General features: G+C 72.9%; 23 protein-coding genes and 2 pseudogenes. 5 read left to right on the plus strand and 20 right to left on the minus strand.

Translation table 11 applies throughout. The features are described from left to right. Positions 1–113 precede the first annotated feature (113 nt). The 20 genes and pseudogenes from argH to ACN27G_RS17170 form a co-directional block, all read right to left on the minus strand. Positions 114–1,580: an argininosuccinate lyase gene (gene argH, locus ACN27G_RS17075; RefSeq protein ID WP_421497344.1), complete on the minus strand. Its 1,467-nt coding sequence runs from the start codon at positions 1,578–1,580 to the stop codon at positions 114–116. Positions 1,581–1,588: 8 nt separating this feature from the next. Continuing rightward, complete coding sequence (locus tag ACN27G_RS17080) at positions 1,589–2,800, minus strand: argininosuccinate synthase (RefSeq protein ID WP_421493805.1); 1,212 nt, start codon at positions 2,798–2,800, stop codon at positions 1,589–1,591. A gap of 76 nt (positions 2,801–2,876) precedes the next feature. Then, positions 2,877–3,392: an arginine repressor gene (locus ACN27G_RS17085; RefSeq protein ID WP_421497345.1), complete on the minus strand. Its 516-nt coding sequence runs from the start codon at positions 3,390–3,392 to the stop codon at positions 2,877–2,879. Positions 3,393–3,465: 73 nt separating this feature from the next. Next, positions 3,466–4,488 (minus strand): ornithine carbamoyltransferase, encoded by a 1,023-nt coding sequence (gene argF / locus ACN27G_RS17090; RefSeq protein ID WP_421493806.1) that lies wholly within the window; start codon positions 4,486–4,488, stop codon positions 3,466–3,468. Continuing rightward, the gene (locus tag ACN27G_RS17095; RefSeq protein WP_421493807.1) at positions 4,488–5,726 is read right to left on the minus strand and encodes an acetylornithine transaminase; all 1,239 of its coding nucleotides are present in this window, start codon (positions 5,724–5,726) and stop codon (positions 4,488–4,490) included. The genes argF and ACN27G_RS17095 overlap by 1 nt, the downstream gene beginning before the upstream one ends. After that, a complete protein-coding gene (gene argB / locus ACN27G_RS17100) occupies positions 5,723–6,628 on the minus strand; it encodes an acetylglutamate kinase (protein ID WP_421493808.1) in 906 nt (301 codons plus the stop codon). Before argB ends, ACN27G_RS17095 begins: the two co-directional genes overlap by 4 nt. After that, on the minus strand, positions 6,625–7,800 hold the full coding sequence (gene argJ / locus ACN27G_RS17105; RefSeq protein ID WP_421493809.1) for a bifunctional glutamate N-acetyltransferase/amino-acid acetyltransferase ArgJ: 1,176 nt from the start codon (positions 7,798–7,800) through the stop codon (positions 6,625–6,627). The genes argB and argJ overlap by 4 nt, the downstream gene beginning before the upstream one ends. Before the next feature lie 79 nt (positions 7,801–7,879). Beyond that, positions 7,880–8,887: an N-acetyl-gamma-glutamyl-phosphate reductase gene (gene argC / locus ACN27G_RS17110; RefSeq protein WP_421497346.1), complete on the minus strand. Its 1,008-nt coding sequence runs from the start codon at positions 8,885–8,887 to the stop codon at positions 7,880–7,882. 273 nt (positions 8,888–9,160) lie between these two features. Then, on the minus strand, positions 9,161–10,054 hold the full coding sequence (locus ACN27G_RS17115) for a glycine betaine ABC transporter substrate-binding protein (RefSeq protein WP_421493810.1): 894 nt from the start codon (positions 10,052–10,054) through the stop codon (positions 9,161–9,163). Positions 10,055–10,166: 112 nt separating this feature from the next. Next, the gene (locus tag ACN27G_RS17120; protein ID WP_421493811.1) at positions 10,167–11,057 is read right to left on the minus strand and encodes an ABC transporter permease; all 891 of its coding nucleotides are present in this window, start codon (positions 11,055–11,057) and stop codon (positions 10,167–10,169) included. Next, positions 11,054–12,343 (minus strand): quaternary amine ABC transporter ATP-binding protein, encoded by a 1,290-nt coding sequence (locus ACN27G_RS17125; RefSeq protein ID WP_421497347.1) that lies wholly within the window; start codon positions 12,341–12,343, stop codon positions 11,054–11,056. The genes ACN27G_RS17120 and ACN27G_RS17125 overlap by 4 nt, the downstream gene beginning before the upstream one ends. A gap of 381 nt (positions 12,344–12,724) precedes the next feature. Next, positions 12,725–13,876: pseudogene (locus ACN27G_RS17130) on the minus strand (phenylalanine--tRNA ligase subunit beta); the annotation flags it as partial. 113 nt (positions 13,877–13,989) lie between these two features. Beyond that, a pseudogene (locus ACN27G_RS17135) lies at positions 13,990–15,358 on the minus strand (phenylalanine--tRNA ligase subunit beta); the annotation flags it as partial. Positions 15,359–15,453: 95 nt separating this feature from the next. Continuing rightward, positions 15,454–16,515: a phenylalanine--tRNA ligase subunit alpha gene (gene pheS, locus ACN27G_RS17140; protein WP_421493812.1), complete on the minus strand. Its 1,062-nt coding sequence runs from the start codon at positions 16,513–16,515 to the stop codon at positions 15,454–15,456. A gap of 431 nt (positions 16,516–16,946) precedes the next feature. Further along, positions 16,947–17,828 carry a TrmH family RNA methyltransferase gene (locus tag ACN27G_RS17145; protein WP_421493813.1) on the minus strand — a complete coding sequence of 294 codons (882 nt, stop codon included), beginning with the start codon at positions 17,826–17,828 and terminating at the stop codon, positions 16,947–16,949. 30 nt (positions 17,829–17,858) lie between these two features. After that, positions 17,859–18,251, minus strand: a complete 393-nt coding sequence (gene rplT, locus ACN27G_RS17150; protein ID WP_101366673.1) for a 50S ribosomal protein L20 — start codon at positions 18,249–18,251, stop codon at positions 17,859–17,861. Between the two features lie 32 nt (positions 18,252–18,283). Beyond that, positions 18,284–18,478, minus strand: coding sequence for a 50S ribosomal protein L35 (gene rpmI / locus ACN27G_RS17155; protein WP_421493814.1), 195 nt, complete (start codon positions 18,476–18,478; stop codon positions 18,284–18,286). Positions 18,479–18,498: 20 nt separating this feature from the next. Next, positions 18,499–19,119: a translation initiation factor IF-3 gene (gene infC / locus ACN27G_RS17160; protein ID WP_421493815.1), complete on the minus strand. Its 621-nt coding sequence runs from the start codon at positions 19,117–19,119 to the stop codon at positions 18,499–18,501. Positions 19,120–19,472: 353 nt separating this feature from the next. Further along, entirely contained in the window at positions 19,473–20,021 is a 549-nt protein-coding gene (locus ACN27G_RS17165) for a PH domain-containing protein (RefSeq protein WP_421493816.1), read from the minus strand. A gap of 89 nt (positions 20,022–20,110) precedes the next feature. Then, a complete protein-coding gene (locus ACN27G_RS17170) occupies positions 20,111–21,037 on the minus strand; it encodes a DMT family transporter (protein ID WP_421493817.1) in 927 nt (308 codons plus the stop codon). A 365-nt stretch (positions 21,038–21,402) separates the two neighbouring features. Between ACN27G_RS17170 and ACN27G_RS17175 the strand changes: the two genes are divergently transcribed. From ACN27G_RS17175 to ACN27G_RS17195, 5 genes are all read left to right on the plus strand, one after another. Continuing rightward, positions 21,403–21,816, plus strand: coding sequence for a YchJ family protein (locus ACN27G_RS17175; protein WP_421493818.1), 414 nt, complete (start codon positions 21,403–21,405; stop codon positions 21,814–21,816). An 80-nt stretch (positions 21,817–21,896) separates the two neighbouring features. Beyond that, complete coding sequence (locus ACN27G_RS17180) at positions 21,897–22,991, plus strand: DUF4037 domain-containing protein (RefSeq protein ID WP_421493819.1); 1,095 nt, start codon at positions 21,897–21,899, stop codon at positions 22,989–22,991. A 126-nt stretch (positions 22,992–23,117) separates the two neighbouring features. Continuing rightward, the gene (locus ACN27G_RS17185) at positions 23,118–24,203 is read left to right on the plus strand and encodes a polysaccharide deacetylase family protein (RefSeq protein WP_421493820.1); all 1,086 of its coding nucleotides are present in this window, start codon (positions 23,118–23,120) and stop codon (positions 24,201–24,203) included. A gap of 377 nt (positions 24,204–24,580) precedes the next feature. After that, positions 24,581–25,030 carry a helix-turn-helix domain-containing protein gene (locus ACN27G_RS17190; protein ID WP_421493821.1) on the plus strand — a complete coding sequence of 150 codons (450 nt, stop codon included), beginning with the start codon at positions 24,581–24,583 and terminating at the stop codon, positions 25,028–25,030. A gap of 51 nt (positions 25,031–25,081) precedes the next feature. Beyond that, complete coding sequence (locus tag ACN27G_RS17195) at positions 25,082–25,594, plus strand: hypothetical protein (protein WP_421493822.1); 513 nt, start codon at positions 25,082–25,084, stop codon at positions 25,592–25,594. Positions 25,595–25,606 lie beyond the last annotated feature (12 nt).

A 25,606-nucleotide genomic window follows, 5' to 3' on the forward strand; every position in this document is an offset into this window, starting at 1 on the left:
CGCAGCTCACCACCCATCGTCGCCGGGGACGTCCGGAAATGAAGATTATCGACGTCCCGGGCGGTCCGCCATCGGCCGGACGCTCCGTACCCCGCCGACCCGGCCCGGCGGGGCTACGTACGTGGCACGACCCGCTCGGTGGACCACTCCCGCCAGCCGTCGAGCTGGTCGGTGGCGGCGGCGAGCTGGTCGGCGACCGGTCCCGGCCCGGTCGAGCCCGGCGTGGTCCGGGCCGCCAGCGCGGAGCGGACCGAGAGCACGTCCCGGACGCCGGGATCCAGATGCTCGCTGACCAGCCGCAGGTCGTCGTCGGAGACCTCGTCCAGCTCGCATTCGCGGGCGGCGCAGAGCGCCACCAGCCGGCCGGTCACCTCGTGCGCCTCACGGAACGGCACGCCCCTGCGGACCAGCCAGTCGGCGACCTCGGTGGCGAGCGAGAATCCGACCGGGGCGGCGGCGGCGAGCCGGTCGGCCCGGACCGTCATGGTGGAGACCATCCCGGCCAGCGCCGGCAGCACCAGGTCGAGGGTGTCGATCGCGTCGAAGGCCGGCTCCTTGTCCTCCTGCATGTCCCGGTCGTACGCCATCGGCAGCCCCTTGAGCATGGTCAGCACGGCGACCAGCCCGCCGATCAGCCGCCCCGACTTGCCCCGGGCCAGCTCGGCGACGTCCGCGTTCTTCTTCTGGGGCATGATCGACGAACCGGTGGCGAACGAGTCGTCCAGCTCCACCCAGCCGAACTCCTGGGAGGTCCACATCACCACCTCCTCGCCGAGCCGGGACAGGTGCACCCCGAGCAGCGCGGTGACGAAGAGGAACTCGGCCACGAAGTCGCGGTCGGCGACCGCGTCCATGGAGTTGGCGAAGGAGGTCCGGAAGCCCAGCTCCCTGCTGACCGCCACCGGGTCGAGCGGCAGTCCGGAACCGGCCAGCGCGCCCGCGCCGAGCGGGCTCACCGCCGCGCGGTGGTCCCAGTCGCGCAGCCGCTCCAGGTCCCGCAGCAGCGGCTGGACGTGCGCCAGCAGCCAGTGCCCGAAGGTGACCGGCTGGGCGTGCTGCACGTGCGTCATCCCCGGCGCCGGGGTCTCCAGGTTGCGGGCCGCCTGCTCGACCAGCGCGTCGGCGAGCCCGACGATCCGCCCGCCCAGGCCCCGGGCGTGGTCGCGCAGATAGAGCCGCAGGTCGGTGGCGACCTGGTCGTTGCGGGACCGGCCGGCCCGCAGCTTGCCGCCGAGCGTGCCGAGCCGTTCCAGCAGGCCGCGTTCCAGCGCGGTGTGCACGTCCTCGTCCTCGACGGTGGGCCGGAAGGTGCCGGTCAGCACCGCCGCCTCCAGGTCGTCGAGCGCGGCCAGCATCCGGCCCAGCTCGTCCGGGTCGAGCAGGCCGGCGGCGGCCAGCACCCGGGCGTGTGCCCGGGAGCCGGCCAGGTCGTACGGGGCGAGCCGCCAGTCGAACTGGACGCTGACCGACAGCCGGGCCAACGCCTCGGCGGGGCCGCCGGCGAACCGGCCACCCCAGAGGCTCGTACGGTTTGTCCCGGCGCTGTTCTCGGTCAGGCTCTTGTCGTCCACGCCGACCATTTTGAAGGTCACCTGTCGATGCCGCCCAACCGGGCGTCCCTGGCCGCCGCCAGCTTGCTCGGCAGGCCCCAGAGCTGCACGAAACCCTTGGCCAGGGACTGGTCGAAGGTGTCGCCGGTGTCGTAGGTGGCGAGGCCGAAGTCGTAGAGGCTCGCCTCGGAGCGCCGGCCGGTCGCCACCGCGCGACCGCCGTGCAGGACCAGCCGCACCTCGCCGCTGACGTGCCGCTGGGTGTCGTCGACGAACGCGTCGAGGGCGTGCTTGAGCGGCGAGAACCAGAGGCCGTCGTAGACCAGCTCGCCCCAGCGCTGGTCGACGCCCTTCTTGAACCGGGCCAGGTCCCGCTCCATGGTCACGGCCTCCAGCTCCTGGTGGGCGATGATCAGGGCGATCGCGCCCGGCGCCTCGTACACCTCGCGGCTCTTGATCCCGACCAGCCGGTCCTCGACCATGTCGAGCCGGCCCACGCCCTGCGCGCCGGCCCGCCGGTTCAGCTCCAGGACCGCCTGGTACGGGGTGACCGTCTCGCCGTCGACCGCCACCGGCACCCCGGCGTCGAAGGTGACCACCACGGTGTCGGGCTCGCGCGACTGCGCCGGGTCGGCGGTGTACGCGTACAGGTCCTCGATCGGCGGGTTCCAGATGTCCTCCAGGAAGCCGGTCTCCACGGCCCGTCCCCAGAGGTTCTGGTCGATCGAGTACGGCGACTTGCGGGTGACGTCGATCGGCAGCCCCTTCTCCTCGGCGTAGGCGATCGCCTTGTCCCGGGTCCAGGCGAAGTCCCGGGCCGGCGCGATCACCCGGAGGTCGGGGGCGAGAGCGCCGAGGCCGGCCTCGAACCGCACCTGGTCGTTGCCCTTGCCGGTGCAGCCGTGCGACACGATGGTGCCGCCGTAGTACTTCGCCGCCTCCACCAGGTGCTTGACGATCAGCGGCCGGGAGAGCGCCGAGACCAGCGGGTAGCGATCCATGTAGAGCGCGTTGGCCCGCATCGCCGGGATGCAGTAGTCGGCGGCGAACTCCTCACGGGCGTCGATCACCACCGACTCGGCGGCGCCGCAGTCCAGGGCCCGCTGGCGGATCACGGCCAGGTCCTCGCCGCCCTGCCCGACGTCGATCGCCACCGCGACCACCTCGGCACCGGTCTGCTCGGCCAGGTACGGAATGGCGACCGAGGTGTCCAGGCCCCCGGAGTACGCCAGTACGACGCGCTCGCTCATGCCGCCCCTCCGCTGCGCTGCGGGCCGCCATGAGGCACATCCGCACTGAATGTGATGATTCGCTCGCTACGCTCGCTCATGGTGTGGTGCTCCCTTCAACATGTTCTTCCCGGGCCGCCCAGGCGGAGAGCTTCTCCCCCAGCGCCGCGCCACCGGTGGCCTCGCGGGCCACGACGAGAATGGTGTCGTCGCCGGCGATCGTGCCGACGATCTCCGGTAGCCCCGCCCGGTCCAGCGCACTGGCCAGATACTGGGCGGCACCGGGCGGGGTGCGCAGCACGGCGATGTTGCCGCTGGCGTCGACCCCGTTGAGCAGTTCGCGGAGCAGCCGGATCAGCCGGGCGGGCGCCTGCTCGGCGTCGCGCAGCGGCCGCTTGCCGTCCTCCGGGATGAGATAGACGGCCGGCCCGTCGCCGCCGCGCACCTTGACCGCGCCGAGCTCCTCCAGGTCACGGGAGAGGGTGGCCTGGGTGACCTGGACCCCGCCGGCGGCGAGCAGGTCGGCCAGCTCGGTCTGCGAGCGGATCGCGCGGTCCCGGATCAGCGCGACGATGCGGCCGTGCCGCGCGGCCCGGGTCAGCGGCCCGGTCACGCCGGCCTCCCGAGCGGGTGGGCGGAGCCGGTTCATGCCGGCCTCCGGAGCGCACGGGCGGCGAGCGAGCCGGTCATGCCGACTCACCGACCACGGACGCGATGATCGAGGCGGGCGAGGGCTCGTCGCCCGGTCGTGACGACGGTCCGCCGGCCGCACCGGGCCCCCGCTGGGCGGGCCGCTCCAGCAGCCAGGCGAGCAGGGCCTTCTGGGCGTGCAGCCGGTTCTCCGCCTGGTCGAAGACCGCGCTGCGCGGGCCGTCGAGCACCTCGTCGGTGATCTCCTCACCCCGGTGCGCCGGAAGGCAGTGCAGCACCACGGCCTCCGGCCGGGCCGCGGCCAGCAGCGTCTTGTTGACCTGGTACGGCTGGAAGGCGGTGACCCGGTCCCGGCCGTCGCCCTCCTGCCCCATCGAGGTCCAGGTGTCGGTGGCCACCACGTCGGCGCCGGAGACCGCCTCGGCCGGGTCGCGCAGCACGCGTACCGAGCCGCCGGTGCCGGCGGCGATCTCGGCCGCCCGGTCCAGCACGGCCGGGTCGGGGTCGTAACCGGCCGGGCCGGCGACCCGGACGTGCATCCCGGCGGTGGCCCCGCCGAGCAGGTACGAGTGCGCCATGTTGTTGGCGGCGTCGCCCAGGTACGCCAGCGTCCGGCCGGCGGTGCCGCCACAGTGCTCCCGGACGGTGAGCAGGTCGGCCAGGAGCTGGCAGGGGTGGAACCCGTCGGTCAGCCCGTTCACCACCGGCACGTCGGCGCCGACGGCGAGCTGGGCCAGCCGGTCGTCGCCGAAGGTGCGCAGCACGATCGCGGCGACGTAGCGGCTCAGCACCCGGGCGGCGTCCACCACCGACTCGCCCCGGCCGAAGTGCGTGACCTGGGTGTCCACCACGATCGGGTGACCGCCCAGCTCGGCGATGCCGACGTCGAAGGAGAGCCGGGTACGCAGGCTCGGCTTGTCGAAGAGCACCGCCACCGCCCGGGGGCCGGCGAGTGGGCGCAGCGCGTAACGATCCGCCTTCATCCGGGCGGCGAGGTCCAGCACCGCCGACTGCTCGGCCGGGCTGAGGTCGTCGTCGCGCAGGAAGTGCCGGGGCATCAGTCCACCCCTCCGGTCGGGTCGGCGCCGCCCGCCGCCTCCGCCACGGCCGGCGCTTCCAGGGGGCCCGGGGTCGCCGCGTCCAGCGCCGCCGGCAGGGCGGCGAGGAAGGCGTCGGCCTGGTCCATGCCGAGGATCAGCGGCGGGGCCAGTCGGATCGTGCCCGGCTGCACCGGGTTGGTGAGGAAGCCGGCGTCCCGCAGCACTCCGGCGGTCGCGGCGGCGGCCGGCGCCCGCAGCGCGATGCCGAGCAGCAGCCCGCTGCCACGCACCTCGGCGACCAGCGGGTGCTCCAGCGCCTCCACGCCGCGCCGGATCCGCTCGCCGACCCGCTTGACGTGGTCGAGCAGCCCCTCGTTGGCGATCGTGGAGATGACGGCGAGGGCGGCGGCGCAGCTCACCGGGTTGCCGCCGAAGGTGGTGCCGTGGGCGCCCGGCCGGAGCAGCTCGGCCGCCTCGCCGAAGGCCAGGCAGGCGCCGATCGGCAGCCCGCCGCCGAGGCCCTTGGCCAGGGTGATCAGGTCCGGCTCGATGCCGTCGGCCTGGTGCGCGAACCAGTGCCCCGTCCGGCCGATCCCGGTCTGCACCTCGTCGAGCGCGAGCAGGGCGCCGTGCTCGGCGGTGATCCGCCGGGCGGCGGCTAGGTAGCCGGGAGGCGGGACGACCACGCCGCTCTCGCCCTGCATCGGCTCCAGGATCACCATCGCGGTCTCGCCGGTGACCGCCGCGGCCAGCGCCTCCACGTCGCCGTACGGGACGTGGGTCACCGCGCCGGGCAGCGGGCGGAACGGGTCGGCCTTGGCCGGCTGCCCGGTGAGCGCCAGCGCACCCATGGTGCGGCCGTGGAAGCCGCCGTCGGTGGCGACCACCCGGCTCCGCCCGGTGAGCCGGGAGAGCTTGAAGGCGGCCTCGTTGGCCTCGGCACCGGAGTTGGCGAAGAAGACCCGGCCGGCCCGGCCGACCAGGGCCAGCAGCAGCTCGGCGAGGGCCACCGGCGGCTCGGCGACGAAGAGGTTGGAGACGTGCCCGAGGGTGGCGACCTGCCGGGACACCGCCTCGACCACCGCTGGGTGGCCGTGCCCGAGCGTGTTGACCGCGATGCCGCCGACCAGGTCGACGTACTCCCGGCCCGCCTCGTCGGTCACCACCGCGCCGCTGCCCCGGACCAGCGCGAGCTGCGGGGTGCCGTAGTTGTCCATCATGGACTGCGTCCAGCGGTCGACCAGGGTCGAGGTCATGACCGGACCGCCCCCGGCTCGGGAACCACCATGGTGCCGAATCCTTCCGACGTGAAAACTTCCAGCAGGGTCGAGTGCGCCACCCGCCCGTCCACCACGTGCGCCGCCGGCACTCCACCGCTGACCGCCCGCAGGCAGGCCTCCATCTTCGGCACCATGCCCGACTCCAGCTTGGGCAGCAGCTCGGCGAGCTCCCCGATCGTGATCTCCGAGACCAGGCTGTCGGTGTCCGGCCAGTCGGCGTAGAGGCCGGGCACGTCGGTCAGTACGACGAGCTTGCGGGCCTGCAGCGCGACGGCGAGCGCGGCGGCGGCGGTGTCGGAGTTGAGGTTGTGCAGCACCCCGTCGACGTCCGGCGCGACGGTCGAGATCACCGGGATCCGGCCGGCCGAGATCAGGTCGGCGACGGCGGAGACGTGCACCTCTTCCACGTCACCGACCTGGCCGATGTCGACCGGCTCGCCGTCCACGTACGCGGGCCGGCGGACCGCCGTGAAGAGCCGGGCGTCCTCGCCGGAGAGCCCGACCGCGAACGGGCCGTACTCGTTGATCATGCCGACGAGTTCCCGGCCCACCTGGCCGACCAGCACCATCCGGACCACGTCCATCGCCTCGGGCGTGGTCACCCGCAGCCCGCCCTTGAACTCGCTGGCGATGCCGAGCCGGCGCAGCATGGCGGAGATCTGCGGACCGCCGCCGTGCACCACCACCGGCCGCAGCCCGGCGTAGCGCAGGAAGACCATGTCGGCGGCGAACGCCCGCTGCAACTCCGGCTCGATCATGGCGTTGCCGCCGTACTTCACCACCACCGTGGAGCCGGAGAAGCGTTCCAGCCACGGCAGCGCCTCGATGAGGGTGGCCGCCTTCCGCTGCGCCTCGGTCAGGTCGCGGGTCAGCATCATGTGGAGTACGCCGAGTTCTCGTGCACGTACGCGTGCGACAGGTCGTTGGTCCAGACCGTCGCCTCCGCCGGGCCGGCGTGCAGGTCGATCCGGATCGTCACCTGCCGGCCGGAGAGCTCGACCTTGGCCCGGTCCTCGGCGGCGGCCCCGGAGCGGCAGACCCAGACGCCGTTGACCGCCACGTCCAGGGCGTCCGGTTCGAAGGCCGCGCCGGTGGTGCCGACGGCGGCGAGGATCCGGCCCCAGTTCGGGTCGTTGCCGAAGATCGCGGTCTTGACCAGGTTGTTCCGGGCCACCGAGCGGCCGACCTCGACGGCGTCGTCCTCGTCGGCGGCCCCGACCACCTCGATCGCGATCTCCTTGCTGGCACCCTCGGCGTCGGAGACCAGTTGCCGGGCCAGCAGCCGGCACGCCTCGGTGACCGCGTCGGTCAGCTCGGCCTGGCCCGGCGCGATCCCGGAGGCCCCGCTGGCCAGCAGCAGCACCGTGTCGTTGGTGGAGAGGCAGCCGTCCGAGTCGACCCGCTCGAAGCTGACCCGGCAGGCCGCCCGGAGCGCCTCGTCGAGCATGGCCGGCCCGACGACCGCGTCGGTGGTGACCACGCAGAGCATGGTGGCCAGGGCCGGCGCGAGCATCCCGGCGCCCTTGGCCATCCCGCCGACCGTCCAGCCGTCGCCGGCCACCACGACCGTCTTCGAGCGGGTGTCGGTGGTCATGATCGCCTCGGCGGCCGCCGGTCCACCCTCGGCGGAGAGCCCTGCCACCGCCGTGGTCACCCCCGGCAGCAGCCGGTCCATCGGCAACCGCTCCCCGATCAGGCCCGTCGAGCAGATCGCCACCTCGCCGGCGCCGACCTCCGGCCCGCCGCCGGTGGCGGCGGAGAGGGTCACGGCGGCGTGCTCGGCGGTGGCGTGGGTGTCCTGGAAACCCGGCGCACCGGTGCAGGCGTTGGCGCCACCGGAGTTGAGCACCACCGCCCTGACCAGACCGGCCCGGAGCACCTGCTGGCTCCAGAGCACCGGCGCCGCCTTGACCCGGTTGGCCGTGAAGACGCCGGCCGCCGCCGTCTCCGGCCCGTCGTTGACCACCAGCGCGACGTCCGGCGCACCGCCGGACTTGAGCCCGGCGGCCACTCCGGCCGCCCGGAAACCGCGGGGCGCGGTGACGCTCACGCCGTCCCTCCCTGGTCGTCGGCTGTTCCGTTGATCGTGCCCGCGCCTGCCACCCGGGCGGGTCGGGGTGCCCGGCCGGTCACGGTGCGACCCCGTGCACGGAGAGCCCGGTGGTCTCGGGCAACCCGAGCATGAGGTTGGCGCACTGCACCGCCTGGCCGGCCGCGCCCTTACCGAGATTGTCGATGGCGCTGACCACGATCAGGCGACCGGAGTCGACGTCGACGGTGGCCTGGAGGTGGCAGGAGTTTCCGCCCAGCGTGGCGGCGGTGTGCGGCCACCGCCCCTCGGGCAGGACGTGCACGAACGGCGCGTCCGCGTACGCCCGGGTCAGCACCGCGCGCGGGTCGACCGCGGCGCCACCGACCGGCAGTGCGGTGACGGTGGCCAGGATGCCGCGCGGCATCGGAGCCAGCACCGGGGTGAAAGATAGCCCGGTCGCCCCGCTCGCCTGCTTGATCTCCGGCACGTGCTGGTGTGCGCCGACCTTGTAGGGCGAGAGGTCGCCCATCACCTCGCTGCCCAGCAGGTGCGGCTTTGCCGACCGGCCGGCCCCGGAGGTGCCGGAGGCGGCCACCACCACCACGTCGTGCGGGGCGGCCACCCCGGCGGCGAGCAGCGGGGCCAGGGCCAGGATGGTGGTCACCGCGTAGCAGCCGGTGGCGGCGACCCGGGTGGCGGCGGCGATCGCCGCCCGCTGGCCGGGCAGCTCCGGCAGCCCGTAGGTCCAGGCGCCCGCGTGGGCGCCGCCGTAGTAGCGGGTCCAGGCGGCGGCGTCGGTGAGCCGGTGGTCGGCACCCAGGTCGACCAGGCGGAGCCCGTCCGGCAGGGCGGCGGCCAGCGCCGCCGACTCGCCGTGCGGCAGGGCCAGGAAGACCAGGTCCGCGTCGGCGAGCACCGCCGGCTCGGTCCGGCCGAACACCAGGTCGAGGCCGGTGAGCTGCGGGTGTACGGCCGCGACCGGCAGACCGGCCTGGCTGTGTGCGGTTGCGGCGACGAGATCGAGCTCGGGGTGCCCGGCGATCAGCCGGAGCAGCTCGCCGCCCGCGTAGCCACTCGCACCGGCGACCGCAACCCGGATACCCATACTCACCTCCGCATTTCTATGCAGCACACGGTACAGCCGTCCGGCGACGATTGCAAGGCTATGGCACGCGGAATGATCAACCGGCTCCCGGGGCCGTCCTGACCGGCGGCCTGGGCGCCTGGAATCCGGGGCGGGAAGCTGGGCATCCGTCCGCCGGGCGGCGGGAGCCTACGGGCTCCCGCCGCCCGACGCCGACGGCAGTGCCGACGCCCAGGGGCCTCCGCCGCGAGGCGGCCTCCGGCCGACGGCGTCGGCGAACCGCCGGTCGCGCGGTCAGCTCAGCGAGCCGAGGTACTCCGGATTCGCGTCCAGCCACGCGTCGACGGCCTTGGCCTCGTCGTCCTTGTGGACGTTGAACATCAGGTCCTCGAGCGAGCCGAGCTGCTGACTGTCCATCGTGAACTTCTTCAGCATCGCCGTCACCTCGGGGAAGTCCTCACCGAACCCGGCACGGGCCAGCGTGGTGACCTCCTCGGCCTGCCCGAGCGTGCCCTTCGGATCCGCCAGGTCCTTCAACTCGTACTTCGCGTAGGCCCAGTGCGGGTGCCAGAGCGTCACCACGATCGGCTCCTTGCCGGCGATGGCACGGTCGAGGGCGGCCAGCATCGCCGGGGTGGACGACGTCCTGAGGTCCATCACGTCGGTCAGGCCGTACTCGGGAATGACCTTGTCCTGGGTGGCGGCGGTGAGTCCGGCACCCGGCTCGATGCCGATGATCTCGCCGTCGAACGTCTCCGCCTGAGCCGCCAGGTCTTCCAGCGAGTCGACTCCGTCGACGTACTGCGGGACGGCGATGCTCAGGCTGGCGTTGTCGTACCAGACACCGATTTTCTCGAGCTTGTCGCCGTACTGCTCCCAGTAGGCGGCGTGGGTCTGCGGCAGCCAGCCGTCCAGGAACAGGTCGATGTCACCCTTGGCCAGGCCACCGTAGACGAGACCGGCTTCGAGATTCTTGAGCTCGACCTCGAATCCCTTGTCCTCCAGGATCCTCTGCCACAGGTTGGAGGCGGCGATGGCCTCGTCCCATGCCATGTAGCCGATGATGATCTTCTTGGAGTCCCCGGTCGAGCCGGAGTCGTCGGCATCGCTGCCGCAGGCGGCGGCGCCCAACGCCAGTGCGGCCGCGGCCGCCAGCGCGATGCCGCGTCTCAAGGTCTTGCTCCACATGGTGTTTCCTTCCTTGTTACCGAGACACCGGCAGAACTCGCGAACGGCGAGGCAGGGTGCCGGCACCGGACCTCCCTGCGGGTCGGGACGGTGCGCGGGTCCGGAGTGGGGCTCAGGCCCGCTGTGTGGCGCGTTCCGCCCTGGCCAGGGCGGAACGCGCACCGATCGAGTCGGTGAGCCGGTCGAGGAGCACCGCGAGGATCACCACGGCGATGCCCCCCTCGAATCCCTGGCCGACCTGCACCCGGGAAAGCGAAAGCATGATCACGTCACCCAGGCCGCCGGCACCGACCATGCCGGCGATGACCACCATCGACAGCGCCAGCATGATGACCTGGTTGACACCGGTCATGATCGTCGGCAACGCCAGGGGCAACTTCGTCCGCAGCAGGATCATCGACGGCGACGCCCCGAACGCCTCACCTGCCTCCACCACCTCGCGGTCCACCTGGCGCAGGCCCAGTTCGGTGAGGCGGACACCGGGCGGCATGCTGAACACCACCGTGGCCAGCACCCCCGGCACGGTACCGATACCGAAGAAGAAGATGGCCGGAATCAGATAGACGAACGCCGGCAGGGTCTGCATCAGGTCCAGCACCGGCCGGGCCACCGCCGACGCGCGCCGGTTCTCCGCCACGAAGATGCCGGTCGGCACCGCGAACAGCAGCGACAGGGCGCTTGCGACCATGACCTGGGCGAGGGTGTGCATGGTCTCGTCCCAGTAGGGCATCCCCGCCACGAGTCCGAGCCCGACCGCCGTACCGAGCCCGAACTTCCAGCCGCGCAGCCACCAGCCGAGGGCGGCAAAGAGCACCACCACGACGATCGCCGGCGGCGCGGTCAGCAGGTCGACCAGCGGGTCGACCAGCGATTCGACGAAGCTGGCGATGGCGTCGAAGAGCGGTCCCAGCTGTCTGGTGGCCCAGTCGACCACATCTTCGGTCCAGTCCCCCACCGGGACGTAGGGCAGCACGTCGTCCAGGGGAGTGTCGACCACTGTCATACCGGTTCTCCCTTCGGCTCCGTCGCGACGGCTCCGCCGACCTCCTTCGGCAGCCCGGAATCTTCCGGCGGACCGGACTCCGACCCGGCGGAGCTGGCCGCGCCGACACTGCCGAGCGCATTGAGCAGGGTGATCCGGGGAATCACGCCCGCCAGCCGTCCCTCATCGTCGACCACGGCCACCGGATACGTACTCGCCGCGCACGCACCGAAGAGGTCCGCGACCGGAGTGTCGCCCGGCACCGACCGGACGTGCTCCGTCGAGACAACGTCGCCGAGGTCCTTGTGCCCCTCCCGGACCGCTCGATCGACCAGGTCCTCGGTGACCGCACCGAGGAAGCGCTTGGCACGTCCGGTGACGTACACGGCCGAGGTCTGCGTCTCCCGCAGCGCCCGTGCCGCAACCCGAGGGCCGGCGTTCACGTCCACCACGTTCAGCGGTTTCTCCATCACCGACGACGCGGTGAGGATCCGGGTCCGGTCCACGTCCGCCACGAACTGGGCGACGTAGTCGTTGGACGGGTCGGTGAGAATTTCTTCGGCGGTGCCGATCTGGACTATCCGGCCGTCCCGCATGACGGCGATTCGATCGCCTAGCCGCATGGCTTCGTTGAGGTCGTGGGTGATGAAGATGATGGTCTTGCCGAGTGCGGCCTGCAGTTCCAGGAGCTGGTCCTGGACCTCACGACGGATCAGCGGGTCGAGTGCGGAGAATGCCTCGTCCATCAGCATGATGTCGGTGCCCGCGGCGAGGGCGCGGGCGAGACCGACCCGCTGGCGCATGCCGCCGGAGAGTTCCTGCGGAAGTTTGTCCTGCCAGCTCTCCAGCCCGACCATCCGCAGCGCGTCCATCGCCCGTTCACGGCGCTCGGCACGGGGGCGCCCCGCCGCTTCGAGCGCGTAACCCGCGTTTTCCCACACACTCCGGTGTGGCAGGAGCGCGAAGTGCTGGAACACCATGCTGATCTTTTCGCGGCGCAGCTTGCGCAGTGCGGCCGGCTTCAGCCTGGTCAGGTCGACACCGTCGATCTCGACGCTGCCGTGTGTGGGCCGCACCAGCCCGTTGAGCATCCGGATGAGGGTCGACTTTCCCGACCCGGAGAGGCCCATCACGACGAAGATCTCTCCCCGTCGGACCTCGAAATTCGCGTCGATCACCGCAGCGGTCACGGGGAGGTCCGCCAGTACCTCGTCGCGGTGGGCACCGTCGGCGAGGCGCCGGACCGCCGTTTCAGCCCCGTGACCGAAGACCTTGTAGAGGGATTTCACTGCTAACGCGGACACGATCTCCGTTCCGGTGAGCGCGGACGCCGGCGATCCACCGCTGACGCGCCGTCTCGACTCTCATCGCTGGGCATCAGGCCGGTGAGCTGCCATTGCTTGGCAGTCCCCCCGCCCGAATCGGGTCGTCGGCGACCTTACCTGAGAGCCACTTAGCAGGGCCAATTCAAGATCACATCTGGATATCGATACGTGGGCGCCGGCAGGCGGAGTCCGGCGATATCGGGTGGCGGAAGGCGGCAAAAACCGGCCGCCGGGCAGAGAGGATGAAAGACGTAACGGAGAGTGCCTCTCCGGGCAAGCTGCGGACACGACGACAGGAAAAGACCCACACAAGAGTGGTGGCCGCCACACGGGATGTGGCGGCCACCATCCGGACGGGTACGGTCAGGCGCCCCGGAGCACCGCACCGAACCGGCGGGCGGCCTCGGCCACCGCCGCGTCCCGGGCGGCCACCGCCTCCTCACCAGTCAGCGTCCGGTCCGGCGCCCGGAACACCAGCTTGTACGCCAGCGACCGGCGCCCCTCGCCCAACTGCTCCGAGGCGTAGACGTCGAAGAGCCGGACCGACTCCAGCAGCTCACCGGCGCCCTCGGCCAGCGCCCGGCGCACCTCGTCGGCCGGTACGCCGGCATCCAGCACCAGCGCCACGTCGATCAGTGCGGGCGGGTAGTTGGAGATCCGGGGCGCCGGCACGACCGGGGCGGCCGGCAGGGCGTCGAGATCGAGTTCGAGCGCGCTGGTCCGGGACGGCAGCTCCAGGTTGGCCAGTGCCGCCGGGTGCAGTTCACCGGCGTGCCCGACGGCCACGTCGTCGACCCGGAACTCGGCACACCGGCCCGGGTGCCAGGGGGCATGCTCCGCCTGCCGGACCACGATCCGGTCCGCCGGAATTCCGGCGGCGGCCAGGACCATCCGCCCCGCCTGCACGGCGTCCGCCCAGCCGGCCGGGCGGCCCGCCCCCCACCAGCCGGCCGGTTCCACCTCGCCGGAGAGGACGGCGGCGACCCGCCACGGCTGGTGCGGCAGCACCGCGTCGGCGGCCCGGAACTCCTCGTCGCTGGGGCGGTGCTCGACGCCCATCGCCGGCGGTGGGCCGCTCCGGGCCCGGGGCTCGAAGACCATACCGATCTCGTAGAGGGCCAGGTCCCGGTGGCCCCGGCCGAGGTTGCGACGCAGCGTGCCGAGCAGGGTGCCGAGCAGCGTGGTCCGCATCAGCGGCTCCGTCTCGGCCAGCGGGTTCGCCAGCCGTACGGCGATGCGGCGCGGGTCGTCGGCGGGCAGGCCGAGCCGGTCGAAGAGTTCCGCCGCGACGAACGGCGGGGAGAGCACCTCGACGTAGCCGTTCTCGGCCAGCGTCCGGCTCACCGAGCGGCGCCGACGCTGCTCGGGGGTGAGGCCCCGGCCGGGCGGTGCGACCGGTAGCACCGAGGGCACCTTGTCGTAGCCGTCCAGCCGGATCACCTCCTCGACCAGGTCCGCCGGGTCGGTGAGGTCCGGCCGCCAGGTCGGCGGGGTGACCACCAGCGTCTCCGGTCCGCTCGCGTGCCGGCCGCCCGAGCCGTTGCCGCCGCCGGCCCGCCCGCCGCCGGCCCGCCCGTTGCCGGCCGCACCGTGACCGTTGCCGGCGACGCTACGTCCGCCGTCGACCGCGACCGCGCAGCCGACCCGCTCCAGCAGCGCGACCGTCCGCGTCGTCTGGTACGGCACACCGGCGCGCCGGGCCGGCAGGTCCGCGTCGATCACGATCCGGCTCGGCGGGTCGACGTGGTCGATGTCGAGCACCTCGGCACCGGCGGTGCCACCGCCGTACGTCGTCAGCAGCTCGACCGCCCGTGCCAGGGCGACCAGCGGCAGTGCCGGGTCGACACCGCGCTCCCAACGCTTGGCCGCCTCGCTGAAGAGCCGGTGCCGGCGGGCGGTCCGGCCGACCACCACCGGGTCCCAGTGCGCCGCCTCGAAGAGCACGTTGACAGTGCTCTCGGCGACCTCGCTGGTCTCGCCGCCCATCACGGCGGCGAGCGAGATCGGCACCCCGCCGTCCCCGGCGGCCGAGCCGGGCAGTCCGGCGTCGCAGATCACCAGGTCCTCGGGGTCGAGCGCCCGGTCGACGCCGTCCAGGGTGGTCAGCCGCTCTCCCGGCGCCGCCCGGCGCACCACCAGCTCGCCCCGGAGCGCGTCCAGGTCGAAGGCGTGCATCGGCTGGCCCAGCTCCAGCATCAGGTAGTTGGTGATGTCGACCGGCAGCGAGATGGTCCGGATGCCGGCGTGGGTCAGCCGGCGCCGCATCCAGACCGGCGACTCGGCGGCCGGGTCGACTCCCCGGACCACCCGGGCGGCGAACCGGTCACAGCCGACGGTGTCGACGACCCGCACCGGGTACGCCGGCTCCGGCGTCGCCCCGGGCGCGGGCGCCAGACCCGGATCCCGGAACGGCACCTCGAAGGCGTGCGACAGCTCCCGGGCCAGGCCGCGCACGGACATCGCGTACCCCCGGTCCGGGGTGATCTCGACCTCGACGACCACGTCGTCGAGCCCGACCACCGGCCGTGCGTCGTCGCCGGGCTTGGCCGGCACGTCCTCGGGCAGCACCAGGATGCCGGCGTGGTCGTCGCCGATCCCCAGCTCGCGGACCGAGCAGATCATCCCGTTGGAGTTCCGCCCGTACGTCTTCCGGGCGCCGATCGCGAAGCCGCCCGGCAGTACGCCGCCGGGGAGGATCACCACCACCCGGTCACCGACCGCGAAGTTGGTCGCCCCGCAGACGATCTCCTGCGGCTCGCCGCTGCCGTTCGCGGCTCCCACGTCGACCCGGCAGAACCGGATCGGCTTCTTGAAGCCGGTCAGCTCCTCGATCTCGAGCACCTCGCCGACCACCAGCGGACCGCTGACGGTGCCCCGCAGGTCCACGACGGACTCGACCTCGATGCCGAGGTTGACCAGGGCCTGGTCCAGCTCCTCGGTGCTCAGCTCGGCAGGCAGCTCGACGTGCTCGCGCAGCCAGGAAACAGGAATTCGCATGACTCAGACCACCGCATCCGTCGCGTCGTCCAGCAGGACCAGGTCGTTCACCAGGATCACGTCGTTCACCAGGATCACGTCGTTCACCATCCCGCTCACACCTCGACCCCGAACGCGCGGGTGAACCGCACGTCGCCCTCGGCCATGTCGCGCATGTCGCCGATGCCGTGCCGGAACATCAGGGTGCGCTCGATGCCCATCCCGAAGGCGAATCCGGAGTAGACGTCCGGGTCGATCCCGCAGGCGCGCAGCACCCGGGGGTTGACCATGCCGCAGCCGCCCCACTCGACCCAGCGCGGGCCGTCGCGGTGCGCGGCGAACCAGACGTCGAACTCGCCGGACGGCTCGGTGAACGGGAAGTAGTGCGGCCGCCACCGGGTCCGCGCCTCGGCCCCGAACATCGCCTTCGCCAGGTGGTCCAGGGTGCCGCGCAGGTGCGCCATGGTGATCCCCTCGTCCACCACCAGCCCCTCGACCTGGTGGAAGACGGGGCTGTGCGTGGCGTCCAGCTCGTCGGTCCGGTAGACCCGGCCGGGGCAGACGACGTAGATCGGCGGCTTGCGCGCCAGCATCGTCCGGGCCTGCACCGGCGAGGTGTGCGTCCGCAGCACCAGTCCCGGCAGGTCCAGATAGAACGTGTCCATGGTGCCCCGGGCCGGATGGTCCGGCGGAATGTTCAGCGCGTCGAAGTTGGTCCACTCCAACTCGACCTCGGGGCCCTCGGCGATCTCGTAGCCCATCCCGACGAAGAGGTCGCCGATCCGCTCCGCCAGGGTGCTGATCGGGTGCCGGGCGCCGCGCGGCCGCCGGTCGTAGGGGAGGGTGACGTCCACCCGCTCCTCGGCGAGGATCCGCTCCGCCTGCGCGGCCTGCACCACGGCCAACCGCTGCGCGTAGGCGTCCTCGATCGACCGGCGTGCCTCGTTGACCCGCTTGCCGGCGTCGGACTTGGCGGCCGGCGGCAGGGCGCCGATCTCCCGACGGGCCAGCGAGACCGGCGACCGGTCACCGAGGTGCGCCCGGCGCAGCTCGGCGAGGCGCTCCGGCTCGGTCGCGGTGTCGAACGCGGCCGTCGCGTCGGCCACCGCCGCCGCCAGCGCGTCCGGGTCGAGCAGGGCGACCTGTTTCGGGTCGTACGGGTCGTTGCGGTACGTCATGACGTGCGGTTGCTCCCTCTGCGTGGCGGGCGGTGCTCCCCGCTCGGCGTCGAATGTCCCGCCGGGCCGCGCGGGCTGCCCTCCGGCACCGCGCCGGCCGTCCGGGTCGGTGCACCCACGGGTGGCGGGTGCGACCGGGCGTGCGTGGCCGGTGCGCGGCGGGGCGCACCGGCGACGCCGTGGACAGGTCGGTGGGCGGCCCTGCCGGGCGGCTCCCAGAGTCTACGGAGGTGCGGCCGGGCCGAGACGTGCGGCTGGGCCGCAGCCCGCCGGTCGGAGGTGCGCAGGGAGGAGGTCGGAGTCAGCCCTGCCGCCCGCCGCCACCGGCGGGCTGGCTAAACGAGCGGCGTCGCGCGTCGCGGACGCCACACTTCCCGGACTCGGTCATCGGGTCGACAACTCCCTGGTCGGTTCTGCTGCCCCGGGCTCCATCATGCGCTCCGCGCCGCTGGGCGGGCGCCCCCGGGCCGCAGGGCTCTGGCCGAAGCGTACAGGCAGACCGCGGCGGCGGCAGCCAGGTTGAGGCTCTCGGCCCGGCCGTGCAGTGGCACGCGTACCCGGGCGTCGGCGGCCTCGGCCAGCTCCGCCGGCAGGCCGTGCGCCTCGGAACCGAAGAGCCAGGCGGTGGGCCGGGCCAGGCCGCCCGCGTCGGCGAGGTCGTCCAGGTCGGTCTCGCCGTGGCCGGAGGCGGCCAGCACCGTCAGCCCGGCCGTGCGCAGCTCGGCCACGACCGGCGCCGGGTCGGCGGCCCGGACCAGGTCGAGGTGGAAGAGGCTGCCGGCGGTGGCGCGTACGCACTTGCCGTTGTAGGGGTCGACCGCCTCCCCGGCGAAGATCACCGCCCCGGCTCCGGCGGCGTCGGCGGTGCGCAGCACGGTGCCGGCGTTGCCCGGGTCGCGGATCTCGGCGAGCGCGGCGACGAGCCGGGGACGCCGGTCCAGCGCGGTGCGGAGCGGCAGGTCGAACTGGACGCAGAGTGCGACGATGCCCTGCGGCGCCATGGTCTCGGTCACGGCCGCGAGCGCCTCGTCGGTCAGCCGGGAGACCGGCACATTGGCCCGGGCGGCGGTGCCGGCGAGGTCGGCGTACCGGTCGAGGGCCGCCGGGGTGCCGAAGAGCTCGACCACCACGTCGGGCGCGGCCAGCGCCTCGCGGACGGCCTGCGGCCCCTCGGCCAGGAAACGCCGGCTGCCGTCCCGGTCCCGGCGCCGGTGCAGCCGCCGGGCCGCGACGATTCGCGGGGTACGCGGGGTGAAGAGCTGATCCGCGTCCTGGACATGGTCGAGGCGCCCCGCCTGCGGGTTCACCGTCATGCGGGACGCCTCAATCGGATGTCGCGGTGGTCAGGCGGCCTGGGCCGACGCGCCACCGGTGCCCTCGGCCGCCACGGCGGCGCGGGCGACCTCGACGATGGCCGCGAAGGCCGTCGGGTCGTTGACGGCGAGGTCGGCGAGGATCTTGCGGTCGACCTCGACGCCGGCCAGCTTCAGGCCCTGGATGAGCCGGTTGTAGGTCATCCCGTTGGCGCGGGCCGCCGCGTTGATCCGGGTGATCCAGAGCTGCCGGAAGTCGCCCTTGCGGTCGCGCCGGTCCCGGTAGGCGTACTGCATCGAGTGCAGCACCTGCTCCTTGGCCTTGCGGTAGAGCCGGGACCGCTGGCCGCGGTAACCGCTGGCGGTCTCCAGCAGCGTACGGCGCTTCTTCTGGGCGTTAACTGACCGCTTGACGCGTGCCATCTCAACTACTCCTTCAGGTCAAGAGGCGCGCGTCAGCGGCCCAACAGCTTCTTGATTCGCTTCACGTCGGCCTTGGCCACCTCGACCGTGCCGGTGAGCCGGCGGGTAAGGGTGGAGGGCTTCTTCTCCAGGTTGTGCCGGAGGCCGGCCTGCTGGCGGACGATCCTGCCCTTGCCGGTCACTTTGACCCGCTTGCCCATCCCGGTGTGGCTCTTCATCTTCGGCATTGTGGTGCGTCTCTCCCCTGTTACTCGCCGGTGGTTCCGGCGGGTCCGGCCGGGCCGGGTGTCGGTCCGGCAGCCGGCGACGCCTCCGCGGCACCGGCCTCCCGCTCGCGGGGCGAGCCGGCCCGAGCCGCCGTGGCGGCGGCCTTGGTGGCCCGGTGCGGAGCCAGGACCATGATCATGTTACGGCCGTCCTGCTTCGGAGCGGCCTCGACGTACCCCAGTTCCGAGATCTCGGACTCGAGTCGGCGCAGGAGCCGGTAACCCAGCTCCGGTCGGCTCTGCTCGCGACCGCGGAACATGATCGTCACCTTGACCTTGTCCCCGGCCTTGAGGAACCGCACCACGTGACCCTTCTTGGTCTCGTAGTCGTGCGGATCGATCTTCGGCCGGAGCTTCATTTCCTTGATGACGGTCTGTTGCTGGTTACGCCTGGCTTCGCGCGCCTTGAGTGCGGACTCGTACTTGTATTTGCCGAAGTCCATGAGCTTGCACACCGGCGGGCGCGCCATGGGCGCAACCTCGACCAGGTCCAGGTCGACGTCCGCGGCCAGCTGCAGGGCGCGCTCCAGTGGGACGATGCCCACCTGCTCGCCCTCAGGGCCGACCAGTCGGACCTCACGTGCCCGGATCTGCTCGTTCACGCGTGGTTCGACGCTGATGTGGCCTCCTCGTGGTGATCCTCACCGGCCGCGCGTCAGCGGTGGCCGGTCCTGATGTCTTCGACCCAAAGCAGAAGGCCCTGGCGCATGCCAGGGCCCGCTCGACCGGTCAGCGGCGATCGACGATCGCACCCGGCACGGCGAACCGAACCGGTGACCGGACCCGGCCGCCGGATGGGGCGACTCGGGTGGGAGCAGGCGCTCCGCTTCGTGGACTGTCACCGGGCAACGCCCGAGACAGTGGTCGACTACTAAAGATTAGCAGGTCAGCCCGCAGGATGCCAAAACGGGCACGCCGGGGCGGCCCGGCGGTTCCACCCGACGATTCCACCCGGTCAGCCGTCGGCCGGTGGCCGGGCCTCCCCCGGGGCCGATCGTCCGGCTTCCACCTGCGGCGAGAGTCGGCCCGCGCCCTGTCCGGCCGGCTGCGCTGCCGCGTGCAGGGCGCGGAGCGCGCGTACCCCGTCCACCGCCAGCTCCCGGTCCACCACCTGCAGGGCCAGCACCGGCACCAGGTCGTCGTCGTGCAACTCCAGGCTGGCCCAGGCCGAGCCCCGGTCGAAGCGCACCGTCCGGACCACGTTCCAGGGCAGGTCGTACGCGCCGAGCACGTTGCGCACCCGGACCCCGCGCGCGTCGGCCTCCACCCGGGGCCGGGTGAAGAGCAGCACCACGAGCGCACCCAGCACGCCGAGCCCGATCATCGCGAGCCGGTCGCCGCGCTGGAAGGTGGCCGCACCGGTGCCGGTCGAGCCGCTGAGCCCGATGCTGAGCAGGGCGAACATCACCACCAGCGCCGGGGCCAGGATCCAGCAGACCACCCGGATGCGCCGCGGACGCACCCGCACCACGCCCACCTCACGGAGGGCAGCGGAATCACTCACGCCCCCCAGTCTGCCAGACCGTAAGGAAGGGCCCCCGCTTATCGTTTTCTGCATAGGAAGGGCCCCCGGTTAACCATGATCGACCGACGTCAGGTGGCCGCCGGGGTGCCGCGGGTGGCCCGGCCGGAGACGAAGACGGCGAGCAGGGTGAGCACCGCGCCGGCCAGCACCGCCAGGCTCGCGCCGGGTCCACCCGGGCGCAGGTCGAGCAGGAGCGCCCCACCCAACTGCCCGGCGACCAGGGCCAGGCCGGTGCGGAGCAGTCCCATCGACCGGATCCCGATCAGCATCGCGACGGTGATCGACACCCCGAGCGGACCGCCGACGTAGAGGTACCACTCGCCGGGCCAGTCCGCGGCGCCGAGCTGGGCCAGGGCGCCGGTCACCGCCGCCACCGGCAGCATCGCCGCGCTGCTCACCGTGAAGTTGACCGCCGTGGCGGCGGCCGGGTTGGCGACCGTGGAGATCCGCCCGTTCAGCGCCCCCTGGACGGCGACCAGCACGCCGCAGGCGACGCCGAGCAGGACCAGCCCCACCGCCAGCTCCCCGACCGGCCGGCCGAGCTGGGCCAGCGTCACGGCCGCGATCCCGAGCAGCGCACCGGCCAGCCGGGCGCGGGTGAGACCCAGCCGGCCCGCCGGAGCCAGCCGGGTCCGGTCGACCATCAGCCCGCCCCCGCTGTTGCCGGCGACCTGGGCGATGGTGAAGACGGCGACGCCGAGCACCGGCACGACATAGGTCGCCGAGGCGATGAAGAACGCCCCACACAACCCACCCAGGTACGTCCACCAGGGCAGCCTGGTCCGACGCAGCACGCCCAGCCCGGCACGCATCGACGGCAGCGCGACCAGGCCGAGCAGGACCAGCGCCACGCCCCCGGTGTTGTTGACCAGGGCTCCGATGACCGGATGCCCGGTCCGTTCCCCCACCTCGGCATTGGCCAGGCTCTGCGCCGCCGAGCCGACCCCGGCCAGCACGGTCACTCCGATCGCGGCCCAGCCCGGCAGTACCTTCACCGGGACACCCGGCACCCTCCGCACAGCGACACCCCGCCCGAACGCCGGGGCGGACGGGTCGCCGTTCGACCGGCTCCACGCGGCGCCGGTCCAGCTTCACAGTAAGCAGCGCCGGCCGTCAGCGATCGTGACCGAGATCGCTCCGGCCCGCCGAGACCGGCGGAACACGTCGGACGCGCAGCGGACCGCCCCGGACGGACAGCGGACCGCCCCGGAGGCGCCCTCGCCGCCGGCGCTGGCCGGAGATCGGGTACCACCTGTCCCCGCCGCGCGTGCGCGGAGGGCCGCAGCTCGCCACCCGGCTGCGCGCCCTCGACCCCGTCCCCGCCGCGCGTGCGCGGAGGGCCGACGCGGAGAATCGTGGCGTGGCGAGGCGCAGGAATCATGCGGCGGCAGCCGACGGTGCCGCCCGGCGATGCCCGTGTGGCACCGGGGCGGCGTACCCGGATTGCTGCGGCGCGTTGCACGGGGGGCGTACGGTCGCGGCGACCGCCGAGGCGCTGATGCGGAGCCGGTTCAGCGCGTACGCGGTCGGCGACGCCGGCTACCTGCTCCGGACCTGGCACTCGACCACCCGGCCGGCGCGGCTGACCCTCGACCCGGCGCACCGGTGGACCCGGCTCGACATCCTCGACACCGACCGGGGCGGGATCTTCGACACCGCCGGAACCGTCGAGTTCCGGGCCCACTACCGGCGGTCGGGTCTCCCGGGTGAGGTGCACGAACGCAGCCGGTTCGGCCGCGAGGACGGCCAGTGGCGCTATCTGGACGCCGGATAGCGACCCGGCGTCCGCAACAGCGACCCGGCGTTCCGGATCTCGATGGCGACCCACCCTGTGCCCGCCGTACGGTGAGCCGGATGGGGGCGCCGTTCCTGCCCGGACTGCGACTGTGCCGGCTCTTCTACGCCGAGGCGGTACGCCCGCTCCTCGCGCGACGGTATCCCGGCCTTCGCTACGCGGCCGCGCGCATCGGCACCGGCTCGGAGGTGCTCGGCTTCGACACCGAGCGTTCCGTCGACCACGACTGGGGGCCACGACTCACCCTCTTCCTCTCCGCCGACGACCTCGCCCGGTACGCCGGGCCGATCACGGCCATGCTGGCGGAGCGGCTGCCGAAGGAGGTCGGCGGCTGGCCGACCCACTTCGTGCCACCCGCCGGCCGGGTCCGGGTGCCGGCCGCGACCGACGGACCGGTGGCGCACCTGGTGCAGGTCACCGAGCTTGGCCGGTGGTGCGACGCGCGGCTGGGCTTCGATCCCCGGACCGGGGTGGAGACCTTCGATTGGCTGGCCACCCCCGCGCAACTGCTGGCCGAGGCGACCGGTGGTGCGGTGTTCCACGACGGTGTCGGCGAGCTGACCGCGGTCCGGGCCCGGCTCCGGTGGTACCCGGACGACGTCTGGCGCTACCTGCTCGCCTGCCAGTGGGCGCGGATCGGCCAGGAGGAGCCGTTCGTGGGCCGGGCCGCCGAGGCGGGTGCCGAGGCGGGCAGCCGGGTGGTGGCGGCCCGGCTGGTCCGGGACGTGATGCGGCTCTGCCTGCTGCTGGCCCGCCGGTACGCGCCGTACGGCAAGTGGCTGGGGAGCGCGTTCGCCGGCATCGGGGAGGCGGTGACGATCGCCGCCGCGCTGGACGAGGCGTTGACCGGGGACGCCGCGCACCGGCAGGCGGCGCTCTGTACCGCGTACGAGGCGGCCGGCGCCTGGCAGAACCGGCTCGGCCTGGCGGAGCCGGTCGACCCGGGCCGGCGGTGGTTCCACGACCGGCCGTACCCGGTCATCGGCGCCGACCGGTTCGCGACCGCGCTGCTGGCCTCGGTCACCGATCCCGGCGTCGCCGGGCTGCCGCCGGTCGGCGGCATCGACCAGTACGTGGACAGCACGCCCGTGCTCTGCCGGCCGGAGCTGACCAGGGCGCTGATGGCCACCGTGTGGCGGCAGGACGCCTCCTGACCACCTGACCCGCACCGACGGGCAAGGGATCGACTATTGCCGTTGTATATGTTTCGATCTGAACATCGAAATGTTTCATGCCCACCACCGGCGGGCCGTCCCGCCCGCCCGTACCGAGGAGTCTCCATGTCCCATCCACGTCACGTGCCGCGACGCCGTCTCGGCGTCGCGCTGGCGGCCTCCGCCCTGGCCGTCGCCGCCGGCGCCGTGGGCGTCACGGTCGCCGCTCCACCGGTCGCCGCCGCACCCTGCAACGGGTACGTGGCACTGACCTACGACGACGGGCCGAACGCCGGCACCACCAACGCGCTGCTCAACGCGCTCACCTCGGCCGGTGCCCGGGCCACCTTCTTCAACATCGGGCAACGCGTGCAGCAGAACCCCGCCCTCGCCCGGGCGCAGGTGACGGCCGGGATGTGGGTCGAGAACCACAGCTGGACCCACCCGCACATGACCCAGATGAGCGCCGCCCAGATGACCTCGGAGATCCAGCAGACCCAGCAGGCCATCCAGCAGGCGACCGGCCGGACACCCCGGCTCTTCCGGCCGCCGTACGGCGAGACGAACGCGACGCTCCGGTCGGTCGAGGCCCAGTTCGGCCTCACCGAGGTGCTGTGGAACGTGGACTCCCAGGACTGGAACGGCGCGAGCACCAGCCAGATCGTGCAGGCCGCCTCGACCCTGCAGGACGGCGGCGTCATCCTGATGCACGACGGCTACCAGACGACCATCAACGCCGTACCGCAGATCGTCGCCAACCTCGACGGCCGCGGCCTCTGCCCCGGGATGATCTCGCCGACCACCGGCCGGGCCGTGGCGCCGGACGGCACCCCGCCGACGAACCCACCCACCAACCCGCCGACGAACCCGCCCACCAACCCGCCGACGAACCCGCCCACCAACCCGCCGACGCAGGGTCCGGGTGGCTGCTCCGCCACGGTCTCGCTGAACCAGTGGAACGGCGGCTTCGTCGCCACGGTGCGGGTGACCGCCGGCTCGTCGGGCACCAACGGCTGGTCGGTGAGCATGACCCTGCCGTCCGGCGCCAGTGTGACGAATGCCTGGAACGCAAGCCGCAGCGGCAACAGTGGCGCGGTGACCTTCACCAACGTCAGCTACAACGGCCGGATTCCCGCCGGAGGCTCGACCGAGTTCGGCTTCCAGGGCACCGGCAGCGGCTCGGGCCTGACGCCCTCCTGCAGCGCCAGCTGACCCACGTCGCCGGCACCGGCAAAGGCAGCACCGGCAAAGGCAGCCCGGTGCGGAGGACGCCCGTCCTCCGCACCGGCGCGCGGCGACCGCCGGTGCCCAGGCCACCAGGTTGGCGACCCGGAACTCGCCCCGCGGGGTCGTCGATACGACGGGCTCTGGCGTAGGGAAACCGGATCCCGTCTCCCCCGTTGAACGACGACACCTCCCTACGCTCGCGCGCCCCGGCACGATCCTCCGGTCATGCCCACCCGAGCGTCCGCAGCGATGATACGCACACCGGACGTGAGGACGTCAACATCTGTGTACAGAGGTATGGCATGCTGTAAACGACTGGATTCGTCCGAGGGGAGGCCAGAGGGCTTCCGAGAGGAGGCCAGATGGCTGAGGTAGCGGGCGACGCCTGCGGCCCGGGTACGCTGGCCGGCCGCCTCGACCGGCTCTTCGACCGGATCCGCAAGCCCGACGGCACCCCGTACAGCCTGCGCGAGGTGGCGGACGCGATCACGGCACAGGGCGAGTCGATCTCCCACACCTACATCGGACAGTTGCGTACCGGTAGGAAGAGCGATCCGAACCTCAGCCACCTCCGGGCGCTGGCGAAGTTCTTCGGCGTACCCGTGGAGTATTTCACCAGTGACCGGCTGGCCGCCGACGTCGACCGGGAACTCGACCTCGCCGCCGCGTTGCAGCAGGTACGCGCCCGCACGGTCGCCCTGCGCAACTCCGTGATCCCGGAGGCGCAGTCGGCGATCGACGCCCTCACCGAGTTGCTCGGGGTGATCCGCGTCCTTGAACAGGGCAAGGCGGACGCGGATGATGGCCCGTGAATGCGTGTCGCGGTCTGGCGACAGCACGCCGCGCAGAGGGACGGTGCGCCCATGACGCTACGGCAGATCCGCCGGCGCTGTGAGCAACTCGTGCGCGGCATCCGCGTACCGGATCCGTTCGATCTCGACACCTTCATCCGCGACGTCGGCGCGGACCGGGGCCGCCCGGTCCACCTGATCGCGTTCGACCTGCCGCCCGGCGCGCCGTGCGGGCTCTGCGTCTCGACCGACGTCGCCGACTACCTCGTGGTGACCGCCGCCGCGACCGGGGTGCAGCGGGTCCACATCGCCCTGCACGAGCTGGCGCACCTACTGCTGGAACACCGGCTGCACCTGATGGACGAGGCGCAGGGCAGCCGGCAGCTCTTCCGGCACCTCGACCCGGGGGTGGTCCGGGCGATGTTCGCCCGGACCAACTACACCAGCCGGGAGGAACAGGAGGCGGAGACCCTGGCCTCACTGCTCGGGCAGCGGACCGGGCTGTGGCGGCCGCCGGCCCCACGGGCGCCGAGCGACCCGGGCGACCCACTGGTCGAGCGGCTCGGCCACTCGCTGGAGCACTAGGCTCCGGAGCAC

This window comes from Plantactinospora sp. WMMB334, from assembly GCF_049179095.1.
Classification (GTDB): domain Bacteria; phylum Actinomycetota; class Actinomycetes; order Mycobacteriales; family Micromonosporaceae; genus Plantactinospora.